The following is a 12,716-nucleotide window of genomic DNA, read 5'->3' as shown; positions in this document are numbered from 1 at the left end:
GCGCGGTGGCTCAGATGAGGCCGAGCGAGCGGACCGCCTCGCGCTCCTCCGCCAGCTCCTTGACGGAGGCGTCGATGCGAGTGCGGGAGAAGTCGTTGATCTCCAGGCCCTGGACGATCTCGTACGAGCCGTCCTTGCAGGTGACCGGGAAGGAGGAGATCAGGCCCTCGGGAACGCCGTAGGAGCCGTCCGACGGGATGCCCATGGAGGCCCAGTCGCCGTCGGCGGTGCCGTTGACCCAGGTGTGGACGTGGTCGATGGCGGCGTTGGCGGCGGAGGCGGCCGAGGAGGCGCCGCGGGCCTCGATGATGGCCGCGCCGCGCTTGGCGACGGTCGGGATGAAGTCGTCGGCCAGCCACTTCTCGTCGTTCACGACCTCGGCGGCGCTCTTGCCGGCGATCGACGCGTGGAAGATGTCCGGGTACTGGGTCGCGGAGTGGTTGCCCCAGATGGTGAGGCGCTTGATGTCGGCGACCGTCGAGCCCGTCTTCTTGGCGAGCTGGGTCAGCGCGCGGTTGTGGTCCAGACGGGTCATCGCGGTGAAGCGCTCCGCCGGCACGTCCGGCGCGGCGGCCTGGGCGATCAGCGCGTTGGTGTTCGCCGGGTTGCCGACGACCAGGACCTTGATGTCGTCCGCGGCGTGGTCGTTGATGGCCTTGCCCTGCGGCTTGAAGATGCCGCCGTTGGCCTCGAGGAGGTCACCCCGCTCCATGCCCTTGGTGCGCGGGCGGGCGCCGACGAGGAGGGCGACGTTGGCACCGTCGAAGGCGACGTTCGGGTCGTCGCTGATGTCGATGCCCTGAAGGAGCGGGAACGCGCAGTCGTCGAGCTCCATGGCCGTGCCCTCGGCGGCCTTCAGCGCCGGCGTGATCTCCAGGAGGCGCAGTTTGACCGGCACGTCCGCGCCGAGCAGCTGACCGGAGGCGATGCGGAAGAGCAGGGCGTAACCGATCTGGCCGGCCGCGCCGGTGACGGTGACGTTCACGGGAGTGCGGGTCATGGCGTTCTCCGTATGACAGCAGGCGGTGGGGCGTCCCTGCCCCGGGGTGCGGGATCCCGCCGCCGGCGGCTGGCCGGCGGCGCCGCGATGACCGATCACGTAACGGATGATCGATCTCTTGGCGTCAAGAGAGATCCAGCCGTCAGGCTATCGCCTCTCCGGGATCCCGGTGGGCCGGGCCCCTGTGGCCCGGCCCACAGAGCGACCCGTTGACGTGGGAGAGGCGGCCGCCCGTCCGGGAGAGGAGGGACGAGGGCGGCCGCCGTATGGGGGTTGCCGGAAAACCGGACTCCCGTGGGGGTACTGTCCGCGTGCCCGGTTCGGCGGCCCCCACACCTGTCCCGCGCCACTTGTCATCCGGACGGACCTGGACCCCTGCCCCCCGGTCTCACTGACTGGTGCACCCCGTCTGTCCCGACGCCAGCGTCGCGCACGCCTTGGCCTGCGTCGCGTCCCGCACCGCGACCATGGGCGTGTACGCGATCGTCTCGCCGGTCGCCGCGAGGGTGCCGCGCTCCGTGCGCGCGCCGACCGTGACCCGGACCTCGTCGCCCTGGGCGGCCTGGGTGATACGGGCCCAGGCGGCACCGCAGGTCTTGCTGTAGCGGACCTCGACCAGGGTCGTGCCGACGGTGACGCTCTCGACCGTGCTCACCAGGTTGCCGCTGCACCCCATGGCCTCGGCGTCCTTGCCGGTGCAGCCGTCCGCGACGCACTTGACACCGGGCGGCAGGCTGATGTCGGCGGACGGGGAAGGCGACTTGGCCGCGTCCGTGGCCTTCTTGTCGTCCCCGCCGCCGGTGAGGAAGAGGACGGCGCCGATCACGGCCAGGGCGCTGGCCGCGCCCGCGAGGAACATCATCACCTGCCGCTTGCGCGCTCCGCCGCCGGAGGAGGCGGGGCGGGGAGACCGCGGAGGCTCGCCGTGCGGGCCCGGGGAGCCCTTGGTGTACGGGCGGCCGGCGTCGCCCTGGGCGTACGGGCCGGTGGAAGCCGCGGCGCCGGGGGCGCGTACGCCCGTCCGGGAGGGTCCCCGGTAACCGGCCAGCCCCCAGGAGTTGCCGCCCGACGCCTCGGAATCGGAACCCGATCCGGTGGCGGAGTCGGGGCGGGCACCGGAGGCGGAGTCGGGGTCCGGGCCGGTGCCGGGCGCGGCGGGCGTGGGAGCGGCGGCCGGGAGGACAGCCGTTCCCGAGTCGCCCTCCGAGGCCGGCGGCGCCTTCCTCGCCGTGCCCTCACGGGCGTCGGCGTCGGACGCCGTCGGCTGCACCGGCACCGCGGGGGACGTGCCCGCCGGGCCCGCGCCCCCCGGGGCCACCGTGGCGGTGCCGTTCTTGCGGGCCGCCTTGCCCCCGCCCGCCTCGGCGCCGGGTGCCACCGCGCCGAACTCCCCCAGCGCGGCCCGCGCCTGGGATATCCGGATGGCCTCCATGGTCCGGTCGTGGCGCATCTCCGCACGGCTCCAGGCCCGTTCGGCCAGCTCCCACATGGTGGTGAGGTGGACCGGATTGGTGCCGGTGACCTCGGCGAGTGCCACGACCGCGCCCTTGGGTGCCAGGAGCCGTCCGTTGAGATAGCGCTCCCAGGACGTCTTGCTGTAGCCCGTGCGATCGGCCAACGCGGCGATGCTCAGTCCGCCGCGGTCGACGAGCCTCCGCAACTGGCTCGCGAACTCCCTTATCTGCGGATCGAGTTCATCGGGCAAGGCCTTCCAACGAGGCATCGCTTCCCCTTCCCCCCGGTACGTGCTGGTTGTTCCCCGCGCATGACGCCCTGTGCCGAGTCCGTGCCTCGGTCTTCGGTGTTCTTCAGTGTTCTCGGTTCTCGGTTCTCGGTTCTCGCTACCCACAGGAGTGCGCCCCGCCAGGATCTCAGGTCCTGCTTCAGGGGCGCACGGGAGCATTCGAACCGAAGCGCGCGCCGGTGCGCCGACCGCCCACGCTAGCCCGAAGGGCGGAAGTCCTCACCCGCGCGGCGGGCTCTGTCGACACATCGGCACATCCCGGATCCCGGCGTGACCTCGTGCGCCGCAGAGGTCCCCGGCTCACCCGGCGAGGCCGGGTCAGGCCCTGTGGCAGAGCGCGGACACCGTAGCGGAACGGTCACTTCCGTGCCACAGCGCACGGACAGGCGTTGAACAGCCCGTTCACGGTGCAGGAGGGTTGGTCCCGGCGGCGGCCCGTCCTGGCTCGGGGGAGAGGACGGGCCGCCACCGCGAACGCCCTACGGCTAGCCGTTGCGGACTGTGAAGTGCAGCGCGTCGTCCAGGAACGGAATCTCCAGCCAGGGCCTGGGCTGGGCCATCAGCGCCAGCAGGACGATGACGCAGCCCAGCAGGCCGTAGGTGACGATGTCCGTGAAGCGGGAGCGGACCGCGAGCATGCCGACCCGGGGCAGGAACCAGCGCAGCCCGGCCCCGCCGAGCAGCGCGAGCCCGATCAGCAGCAGACCGACCCTGAAGGCGTCGAAGGCGGTCACCAGCAGCCCGAGCCCCACCGTGCCCAGCACGGCCAGCAGCGGCCACTGCCGGGCGGGCGCCGGGGCGCCGCCGGGCGCGGCCCGGCCGCCGCCCTCCGGCCGCGCGGTGTCCCGCGTGAGCGTCGGAAAGCGGCGTGTGTCCCGGCGCGGCTTCCCCTCGGCGGCCGGCACCCCGGCCGCGTCCCGTACCTCTGTCTCCGGCTCCGCGGGAGACGGCTTCCCCTCGGCGGCCGGCACCCCGGCCGCGTCCCGTACCTCTGTCTCCGGCTCCGCGGGAGACGGCTTCCGCCCGGTGCCCTCCACCTCAGCCGACACTGCGCTCCGCCGCCTCGACGACGTTCACCAGCAGCTCGGCCCGGGTCATCGGGCCGACTCCGCCGGGGTTCGGGGACAGCCAGCCGGCCACCTGGGCCACGTCCGGGTGGACGTCGCCGACGATCTTGCCCTCGGCGTTGCGGGAGACACCGACGTCGAGGACGGCCGCGCCGGGCTTGACGTCCTCGGCGCGGACCAGGTGCGGGGAGCCGGCCGCGGCGACGATGATGTCCGCGCGGCGCAGGTGCGCGGACAGGTCGCGGGTGCCGGTGTGGCACTGGGTCACCGTGGCGTTCTCGCTGCGCCGGGTCAGCAGCAGCGGCATCGGCCGTCCGATGGTCACGCCGCGGCCGACGACCACGACCTCGGCGCCCTTGATCTCCACGCCGTGGCGGCGCAGCAGCGTCAGCACGCCGTTGGGGGTGCAGGGCAGTGGGGCCGGCTCGTTGAGGACGAGCCGGCCGAGGTTCATCGGGTGCAGGCCGTCCGCGTCCTTGTCCGGGTCCATCAGCTCCAGGATGCGGTTCTCGTCGATGCCCTTGGGCAGGGGCAGCTGGACGATGTAGCCGGTGCAGGCGGGGTCCTCGTTCAGCTCCCGTACGACCGCCTCGATCTCGTCCTGGGTCGCCGTGGCCGGCAGTTCCCGCTGGATGGAGGCGATGCCGACCTGGGCGCAGTCACGGTGCTTGCCGGCGACGTACTTGCGGCTGCCGGGGTCGTCCCCGACCAGGATCGTGCCGAGTCCGGGCGTGACGCCCTTCTCCTTCAGCGCCGCCACGCGGGCGGTCAGATCGGTTTTGATCTCGGCTGCGGTGGCCTTGCCATCGAGAATCTGGGCGGTCATGTCCTTATCCTCGCGGATGACCGGCTCACGGTTCCAATCCGGGAGGTCCCGCCGCCTCTGTCCGCGCCCGGCGCCCACGGCCGTCTTGATCGGTGATGTTGCACTTGCACAACACATCCGGAATGCGGCTGGACAAGTAAGTCGCCGGTAAAGAACCATGATGAGCACAGTGCCGCGGGCAGCTCTTCGGGGGGACGGACCGCACTTCTGTGAACTCTCCTCCGTACGGTGCCGCGCGTTCCCGTACCTGATCGACGGAGGAAGCAACCGCCATGAGTTACGGCGACTCGAACAACCCCTACGGCGCGCCGCAGCAGCCGCCCCAGCAGCCCGGTTTCGGCTATCCGCAGGGCCAGGCCCCCGGCTACGGCTACCCGCAGGCCCCGCCCGTGCAGCAGCCGTACGGCGCACCGGTGCCGCAGACGATGCCGGGCACCGTGAAGGCGGCCCGCGTGATGCTGTTCGTGCTCGGCGCCTTCCAGGTGGTGGGCGGCGTGGTGATGATGGTGGCGAGCGGCTGGTTCGCCGACAAGATCCAGGAAATCGTCTCCGCCGACGACACCGTCTCCGCCGCGGACGCGGACAAGGCGGCCAGCATCGGTGCGGGCGTCATGATCGTCCTCGGTGTCTTCGTGCTGGCGTTCGCGTTCTGGGCGATCTTCACCGCTGTGAAGTTCCCCGCCGGGCGCGGCGGCGTGCGCGTCTCCGCGATCGTGTACAGCTCGTTCGTCATCCTGTTCAGCCTGCTGAGCCTGGTGGGCGGCAACGTCCTGGCACTGCTCAGCCTCGCCATGGGCATTCTGATCATCGTCTTCTGCGCCAACAGGGCCGGCGGCGCCTGGTTCAACCGCCCCAGCTACTGAACAGTTCGCGCCAATTGCTCCAAGGGCCGTGCCGGAACCACACAAAGCGGGACACGGCCCTGGTGCGTCGCCCCAGTCCGGATTCCGTAGCCGTCAGGCACGGGGAGGCGCACCTTGTACAGCATCGTCGTGGTACCTCCGCCGACCACGGGCGACACAGCACCCGGTTCCGGCTCGCGCCCTGCGAGCGCCTCGCCTTCGGGCGCTCCGCCCCGGACAACGCCTGGTGATCGCGCACGACGGGGTGTCCCGCCGCGCCGGTGAGATCACCGCGCACGGGGCGTTCTGGATATTGAGCGACCGCCGAGACCGGCCTCCGACTCAACGGGAAGAAGGAGTCGCCGGTCTCCCTGGCCCTGCGCTTCGACCTGTCGTGGGCCGCATGGACTCCAACCCGTCCTGGTTCGTCTGCGAGTTCGACGGCGGGCAGAACCACGGCGGCCCGCACCCCACCCGCTGGGTCCACACCGAGGCGGACAACGGGGCCTGGGGCTGGATGAGCGACAACGACATCGCCTCGGAGACCAACCCGCTGCCCTCGTGCTGAGGTCCGCGTGAACGCGGCCTCCGGCTCTCTCCGCGAGAGAGCCGGAGGCCGCGGCCGTCAGGGTCGTTCGCCGATCAGTGGAAGAAGTGGCGGGTCCCGGTGAAGTACATCGTCACGCCCGCCTTCTGCGCGGCCTCGACGACCTGCTCGTCGCGGATCGAGCCGCCCGGCTGGACGATCGCGCGGACGCCGGCGGCCATGAGGATCTCGGGGCCGTCGGGGAACGGGAAGAACGCGTCCGAGGCCGCGTAGGAGCCGCGGGCCCGCTCCGCGCCGGCCCGCTCCACCGCCAGCTTGCAGGAGTCGACACGGTTGACCTGGCCCATGCCGACGCCGACCGAGGCGCCGTCCTTGGCGAGCAGGATCGCGTTGGACTTGACCGCCCGGCAGGCACGCCACGCGAAGGCGAGCTCGGCCAGCTCGTCGGCCGACAGCGCCTCGCCGCTGGCGAGGGTCCAGTTGGCCGGGTCGTCGCCGTCGGCCTGGAGCCGGTCGGTGGCCTGAAGCAGCACGCCGCCGTCGATGTGCTTGGCCTCCACCCGGCCGCACGGGCCGTTCGGGGCCTTCAGCACCCGGATGTTCTTCTTCTTGGCGAGGGCCTCCAGCGCGCCGTCCTCGTAGTCCGGCGCGACGATGACCTCGGTGAAGATCTCGGCGACCTGCTCGGCCATCTCCTTGCTGACCGGGCGGTTGACCGCGATCACCCCGCCGAACGCGGACAGCGGGTCGCAGGCGTGCGCCTTGCGGTGCGCCTCGGCGACGTCCGCGCCGACCGCGATGCCGCACGGGTTGGCGTGCTTGATGATCGCCACGCACGGCTCGTCGTGGTCGTACGCGGCACGGCGGGCGGCGTCCGTGTCCGTGTAGTTGTTGTACGACATCTCCTTGCCGTGCAGCTGCTCGGCCTCGGCGAGTCCGCCGACCGGGCCGCCGGTGTAGAGGGCGGCGGGCTGGTGCGGGTTCTCGCCGTAGCGGAGGGTGTTCTTGCGCGCGTAGGTGGCGCCGAGGAAGTCCGGGAAGGAGGACTCGTCGACGGGCGCGTAGGAGGAGGCGAACCAGGAGGCGACGGCCACGTCGTAGGCGGCCGTGTGCTGGAAGGCCTCGGCGGCCAGGCGCTTGCGGGTGGCGAGGTCGAAGCCGCCGTCCCGCACCGCGGCCAGGACGTCGGCGTAGCGGTCCGGGCTGGTGACCACGGCCACGGACGGGTGGTTCTTGGCGGCGGCGCGGACCATCGAGGGGCCGCCGATGTCGATCTGCTCGACGCACTCGTCGGGCGAGGCGCCGGAGGCGACGGTCTCGCGGAACGGGTAGAGGTTGACCACGACGAGGTCGAAGGGCTCGACACCCAGCTCGCCCAACTGCCGCCGGTGGTCCTCCAGACGCAGGTCGGCGAGGATGCCGGCGTGCACCTTGGGGTGCAGGGTCTTGACCCGGCCGTCCAGGCACTCGGGGAAGCCGGTGAGGTCCTCGACCTTGGTGACGGGCACGCCGGCCGCGGCGATCCGGCCGGCGGTGGAGCCGGTGGAGACGAGTTCGACGCCCGCTTCGTGCAGCCCGCGCGCGAGCTCCTCCAGGCCGGTCTTGTCGTAGACGCTGACGAGCGCGCGCCGGATGGGCCGCTTGTTCTCGGCGGTCACTGGATAACTACCTTTCGTCCCTCGATGCGATAGCCGTTGCGGGCGAGCCGCCCCACGACCTCGACGAGCAGCCTTCGCTCGACTTCCTTGATGCGCTCGTGCAGCGCGCTCTCGTCGTCCTCGTCCCGGACCTCGACCACGCCCTGGGCGATGATCGGGCCGGTGTCGACGCCGTCGTCGACGAAGTGGACGGTGCAGCCGGTGACCCTGGCGCCGTACGCGAGCGCGTCCCGCACACCGTGGGCCCCGGGAAAACTGGGCAGCAGGGCGGGGTGCGTGTTGACGAACCGCCCACCGAACCGCGCGAGGAACTCCTTCCCCACGATCTTCATGAACCCGGCGGAGACGACGAGGTCGGGCTCGTGGGCGGCGACGGCCTCGGCCAGCGCCGCGTCCCACTCCTCGCGCGTGCCGTAGTCCTTGACCTTCCGCACGAAGGTCGGCAGCCCGGCGCGCTCTGCGCGCGCCAGCCCCTCGATGCCGTCGCGGTCGGCGCCTACGGCGACGATCTCGGCGCCGTAGGCCTCGGCTCCCACGTCGGCGATCGCGTCGAGGAGCGCCTGAAGGTTGGTGCCGGATCCGGAGACCAGCACGACGAGGCGCTTGGCCACGGGCTTGGCGGCCACGATGGGGCCCTTTCTCGGGGAAGCTGTTTTGTACGGTCGTACGAATGCTTCGCGCCCCCGGATACGGGGAAGCCTACGAAGCGGCCGACCGTCAGCAACGATACCGGCACTTCGGACGGCCCCCATGGGACGGTGGCGTGGCCGGAAGGTAGCGTCTGGGGAGAGCTGGTACGGGAACGCACCGCACGCACCGTGCGTTCACGCGGTGAGAGTCCCCGGACCGTGGGCACCCAGCGCCTTCGGGGGGAACCTCTCCACCGATGTCCGTGCCGGAACGGTCGTGCCAGATCAGTCGTGACTCACAAGGGGAAGACGCTCACTTGATGCCGGACCGCAGCCTGCGACTCCTCACCTTCCCTTCCCAGTCGGCGCAGGGACGGCTGCGCGGTGCCGTGTTGCTGCGGGAGCGCTCGTCCTCGCCTCCGGACGCGTCCTCGGACGGGCGGGACGGCGCCGGACGCGGCAGCGCCACCCCCGACGACAACCCCTTCGCACCGCCCCCGGAGGGCACCCCCGACCGACCGTGGCAGCCCCGTCCGCAGTCCGGCCGTGACGCGTCGTCCGAGGGCGGATCCGACGGGTCCGGCGAGGGCGGCGGCCACGCCCCCTGGGGCAGCCAGTGGAGCGACCGCCAGCCCGGCCGCTCCTCCAGCGGCTTCGGCGAGCGCCCGCAGCGGCCCGGCGGCCCGCAGAACCCGAGCGGTGGCCCCGGTCCGCGCTGGGACCCCACCGACCCCGCCCAGCGCCGTGCGCGGTACGCCCTGCTGTGCGGCATGTGGGCCTTCTTCTTCGCCCTGTTCAGCTGGCCGTACGTGGCCCTGCTGCTGGGCGCGCTCTCCCTGTATTGGGGTGTCAGCTCGCTGCGTGCCAAGCCGCGCGGGCAGGGCCAGGGCGGACCGGCGCCCGAGGGCCGCCCCCAGACGACGGCCGCGGTCAGCGGCCTGGTCACCGCGTCACTGGCGCTCGCCCTGGTCGCCGTGAACTTCACGGCGCAGCTGGTCTACCGCGACTACTACTCGTGCGTGAACGACGCCCTCACCAACGAGGCCAAGCAGTCCTGCGACCAGCATCTGCCGCCTGAGCTGCGGGGAGTTCTGGGGATCAGCGACTGACGGGGGCGTCCGGCGCGGGGGGTTCCTCCGCGCCGGGGTCCTGTGCGGGGGGTCGTGGCGCGAGGGGTTCGCGCGGGGATTCCCACGGGAACTCCCGTACGGAAGCTTTCCGCCGGGTGGGCGGGGCCACGTGGTTCCCGTGACCGGGGGCCTGACCGGGGCCCGGAGGGGGATCCACCGGCTTCGGGGGTGCGGGCGGCCTCACGGTTCCTTCCGGTTTCGCGGGCACGGGCGGCTCCACGGTTCGTTCCGGCTTCGCGTTCTCCTCGGCCGCCGCGGCCTCGCGCGGTGTCTCCGTCCCCGCCGGCGTCTCCTTCAACGCGGCCCAGCGGGCCTGCCGGGCTCCGTCGCCCTCGTGCCGGGAGGGCGGTTCAGGCACCGGCGGGTCGAAGAGCAGTACGTCGTACGGCTCGAGGTGGTCGTCGTGGCGAACGGGCACCGGCGTGGGCTGCGGGGGCCGGGGCTTCGTGGCCTTCGCCCGCAGAAGCAGGCCCCACCGGCGCACTCTTCCGCGCATGGCTTCGGCGGGCGACGGACGCGGCACCGTGACGGTCGCGCCCGCCCGGGGTTCGCCCGTCTTCGGCTCGGCCGCGCCGCCCACCGCCACCCAGCCCGAGCGGCACCGCCACGCCCGCAGCACCGCCGCCGCCGGCACGGCCGCGGTCACGGTCCACACCAGCGCCGCAGCGCCCACCTGCCACCCGACGGGCCCGAACCGGGCGAGTGCGGAGCCGCCGAGCGCACCGCCGGCCAGTGCCGCGAGCGCCCCGAGAACCGCCGCGCACAGCAGACAGGCCAGCCCGGCACCGGCCACCGTCCGCCGCCACGACCAGGCCCGCACGCCCGCGCGTGCGTCCCCGCCGTCCCGCTCTGCGCCGCCCCGCTCCTCCCGCACCGCCGACCTGGCCACGAACCAGCCCATCGTCAGCCCGGCCGTCACCGGCAGCGACGCCGTCGCCCAGTTCAGCGCGGTGCCGGGACCGGGGTCCGGAAGCGCGGCGAGCAGCGGGAAGGGCGGCAGCAGCGGGGCCGGGGCGGAGGACAGCGGACCGACGGCATGACCGGCGCCGAGCACGAAGCCGGGTCCGAGGGAGTACGCCGCCGCCCACAGCACCGCGTTCGGCAGCAGCGCCAGGCACAGCAGCAGTACGGTGAACCGTCCCGACCAGCCCTCGGTCAGCTCCAGGAAGGCCTCCTGGGCCGTCCCGGCGTGCACCACCAGCGACACCACGAGCATCAGCGCCCCGCCGCCGGCGAACACCATGGCCCCGGCCCCCGCCGCCCGCGCCGCGACACCCGGGCGCACCCGCGGACCCGGCCCGAGGAGCAGCCGCCTCACGCCGCCCGGCAGCCGTCGCAACGCCCGCTCCAGGGGTGCGCGGGGGCGGCCGTACGCCGTCCACACGCCACTGCCCGCGGCCGCCGCGGTGACCAGCGGAACGCACACCGCCGCCCACGCCCACGAGGGCCGCAGCGCACCGCCGTCCGCGTACGCGGCGGCGCCGGATCCGACGGCGAGGTAGCCGAGGACGATGCCCGTCCAGGCGGTGCGGGGTGGGAGGAGCGGCCCGTCGTCGCCCCCGTCGGCCGCGTCCCGGGCCGCACGGTGCACCAGCAGCGCGGGCAGCGCGAGCAACAGCAGCGGGGTCACTCCGACGGGCGCGGGGACCCCTGTGAGGGTTTCGGTGCGGATCAGTTCGGCGCCGTGCGCCAGCAGCCACAGCGCGGCGGCGACATGCAGCGCGCCGCCGGGTCCGCTGTCCGGATACGGCGAGCTGATCCACAGCGCGACGACGAGCACGGCGAACGAGCCGAGACCGAGCCCCGCCGCGACCGCACCGCCCACGAAGCCGGCCCCCAAGCCGGGTGAGCGGTCCCGCAGGCGGGTGCGAAGGCGTGACAGCGGTGAACGTCGGCGGGTCGTCTGGATCACGGCTTCCATGCTCCCAACGACACACGCTTCACAGGCGCAACAGGCGAACCTCCGCCGTGTCACTCAATATACGATTATGTTCCTATTCACACCGAGGGACGCATCATGACGAACAGTCATGCGAACCCGCTTCCATCCCCCACGGAGGGCCGGCGCTCCGGTACGGCCGCCTCCCTGACGCGGGATCAGGCCGTCGACGAGGCGGACAACGCTCTGACACCCGCTCAGGCCTTCGACGCCCTGTACGCGTTCTGCGCCCCCGCCCTCGTACGGCAGGCCTATCTGCTCACCGGCCGGCACGAGCGGGCGCGCCAGTCCGTGGAAAGGGCCTTTCAACTGGCCTGGCAGCGCTGGCCGGAGGTGGCCCAAGACCGGGACCCGGCGGGCTGGGTGCGGGCGGTGGCGTACGAGTGCGCACTGTCCCCCTGGCACCTCTTCCGCCGGCGGGGCCACATCCCCGACCCGCCGTCCGACCCCGCGGACCGCGCGCTGCAACGCGCCCTGCTGCGGCTCCCGCCGTCGTACCGCCGCACCCTGGTGCTCTACGACGGTGTCGGCCTCGACCTGCCCGAGACGGCGGCGGAGACGGAGGCGAGCACCCCGGCCGCGGCGAACCGGCTGATGCACGCGCGCGAGGCGCTCGCCACGCGCATGCCGGAGCTGTCCGATCCGGCGGAGCTGCACCGGCGGCTGGTCCGCCTGGCCTCGGCGGAACGCCTCGGGGCGGGCGAGCCGACGGGCGTACGCACGGCCGGGGAACGCCGGACCCGGTTCTGGACCCGGTCCGCCGTCGCCTTCACGGCCACCATCATCGGCGCGACGACGTTCACCCTGCGCACCGCCCCCATGCACTACCTGGCCCCGGTGTCCCCCGGGCACACGGTCCAGGGGCTGCCGGTGCAGGGCATGCTCGGCCCGCTCTCGCCGGAGGCGCTCGAGCCGCGCGCCGAGCTGAGGAAGGAGGGGGCGGGCGGGCCGGAGCGGCTGGCACCGGAGCTCAGATGACTCGGCTGGTCCGCCGACCGGCTGGTCCGCTCCCGAAAACGCCGGTGGGCTCCGCGCAAACGCCGGTGCGACCCCGGAAATGACGGTGCGACCCCGGAAAAACGCCGGTGGGCTCCGCGGAAACGCCGGTGGGCCCGCCCCCGTCTGGGAGTGGGCCCACCGGACCGGCTCGGAAAGCTCGGCCGCCGAGGGCGGCCGTGTTCAGCCGCCCGGGGCGGCCCGTGCTCAGCTGCCGAGGATGGCGCGAGCCAGCTTGGCCGTCTCGGTCGGGGTCTTGCCGACCTTGACGCCCGCGGCCTCCAGGGCCTCCTTCTTCGCCTGGGCGGTACCGGAGGAACCCGAGACGATGGCGCCCG

11 protein-coding genes and 2 pseudogenes are annotated in these 12,716 nt (G+C 73.0%); 5 read left to right on the top strand and 8 right to left on the bottom strand.

Translation table 11 applies throughout. From position 1 onward, the window contains the following. Positions 1-10: 10 nt before the first annotated feature. From ACFY3J_RS35790 to ACFY3J_RS35775, 4 genes are all read right to left on the bottom strand, one after another. Positions 11-1,000, bottom strand: coding sequence for a malate dehydrogenase (locus tag ACFY3J_RS35790; RefSeq protein ID WP_390842621.1), 990 nt, complete (start codon positions 998-1,000; stop codon positions 11-13). A gap of 388 nt (positions 1,001-1,388) precedes the next feature. Next, positions 1,389-2,723, bottom strand: coding sequence for a helix-turn-helix domain-containing protein (locus ACFY3J_RS35785; protein WP_390842620.1), 1,335 nt, complete (start codon positions 2,721-2,723; stop codon positions 1,389-1,391). 506 nt (positions 2,724-3,229) lie between these two features. Next, entirely contained in the window at positions 3,230-3,793 is a 564-nt protein-coding gene (locus tag ACFY3J_RS35780; protein WP_390842619.1) for a DUF3017 domain-containing protein, read from the bottom strand. Next, positions 3,783-4,637 carry a bifunctional methylenetetrahydrofolate dehydrogenase/methenyltetrahydrofolate cyclohydrolase gene (locus ACFY3J_RS35775; RefSeq protein ID WP_390842618.1) on the bottom strand — a complete coding sequence of 285 codons (855 nt, stop codon included), beginning with the start codon at positions 4,635-4,637 and terminating at the stop codon, positions 3,783-3,785. Before ACFY3J_RS35775 ends, ACFY3J_RS35780 begins: the two co-directional genes overlap by 11 nt. A gap of 272 nt (positions 4,638-4,909) precedes the next feature. On the opposite strand from ACFY3J_RS35775, the gene ACFY3J_RS35770 reads away from it, so the two are divergent. From ACFY3J_RS35770 to ACFY3J_RS35760, 3 genes and pseudogenes are all read left to right on the top strand, one after another. After that, entirely contained in the window at positions 4,910-5,500 is a 591-nt protein-coding gene (locus ACFY3J_RS35770) for a hypothetical protein (protein ID WP_390842617.1), read from the top strand. Between the two features lie 114 nt (positions 5,501-5,614). Then, positions 5,615-5,801: pseudogene (locus tag ACFY3J_RS35765) on the top strand (FHA domain-containing protein); the annotation flags it as partial. A gap of 81 nt (positions 5,802-5,882) precedes the next feature. After that, complete coding sequence (locus ACFY3J_RS35760) at positions 5,883-6,047, top strand: hypothetical protein (protein WP_384172669.1); 165 nt, start codon at positions 5,883-5,885, stop codon at positions 6,045-6,047. A 74-nt stretch (positions 6,048-6,121) separates the two neighbouring features. On the opposite strand, the gene purH is transcribed toward ACFY3J_RS35760, so the two are convergent. Both purH and purN read right to left on the bottom strand, forming a co-directional pair. Beyond that, positions 6,122-7,684 (bottom strand): bifunctional phosphoribosylaminoimidazolecarboxamide formyltransferase/IMP cyclohydrolase, encoded by a 1,563-nt coding sequence (gene purH / locus ACFY3J_RS35755; RefSeq protein WP_384172546.1) that lies wholly within the window; start codon positions 7,682-7,684, stop codon positions 6,122-6,124. Next, positions 7,681-8,310: a phosphoribosylglycinamide formyltransferase gene (purN, locus tag ACFY3J_RS35750; protein ID WP_384172549.1), complete on the bottom strand. Its 630-nt coding sequence runs from the start codon at positions 8,308-8,310 to the stop codon at positions 7,681-7,683. Before purN ends, purH begins: the two co-directional genes overlap by 4 nt. 323 nt (positions 8,311-8,633) lie before the next feature. Between purN and ACFY3J_RS35745 the strand changes: the two genes are divergently transcribed. After that, the gene (locus ACFY3J_RS35745; RefSeq protein WP_384172552.1) at positions 8,634-9,422 is read left to right on the top strand and encodes a hypothetical protein; all 789 of its coding nucleotides are present in this window, start codon (positions 8,634-8,636) and stop codon (positions 9,420-9,422) included. On the opposite strand, the gene ACFY3J_RS35740 is transcribed toward ACFY3J_RS35745, so the two are convergent. Then, on the bottom strand, positions 9,412-11,364 hold the full coding sequence (locus tag ACFY3J_RS35740; protein WP_390842616.1) for a DUF6350 family protein: 1,953 nt from the start codon (positions 11,362-11,364) through the stop codon (positions 9,412-9,414). The two genes, ACFY3J_RS35745 and ACFY3J_RS35740, sit on opposite strands and share 11 nt — an antisense overlap. 96 nt (positions 11,365-11,460) lie before the next feature. Between ACFY3J_RS35740 and ACFY3J_RS35735 the strand changes: the two genes are divergently transcribed. Beyond that, positions 11,461-12,360, top strand: a complete 900-nt coding sequence (locus ACFY3J_RS35735) for an RNA polymerase sigma factor (RefSeq protein WP_390842615.1) — start codon at positions 11,461-11,463, stop codon at positions 12,358-12,360. A gap of 225 nt (positions 12,361-12,585) precedes the next feature. Here ACFY3J_RS35735 and ACFY3J_RS35730 read toward each other — a convergent pair. Further along, positions 12,586-12,716, bottom strand: a pseudogene (locus ACFY3J_RS35730) (succinate--CoA ligase subunit alpha); the annotation flags it as partial.

Source organism: Streptomyces sp. NPDC001231, assembly GCF_042896885.1.
Lineage (GTDB): Bacteria > Actinomycetota > Actinomycetes > Streptomycetales > Streptomycetaceae > Streptomyces.
Note: the sequence above shows the minus strand (reverse complement) of the source record. Positions and strands in the feature narration are given on the sequence as shown.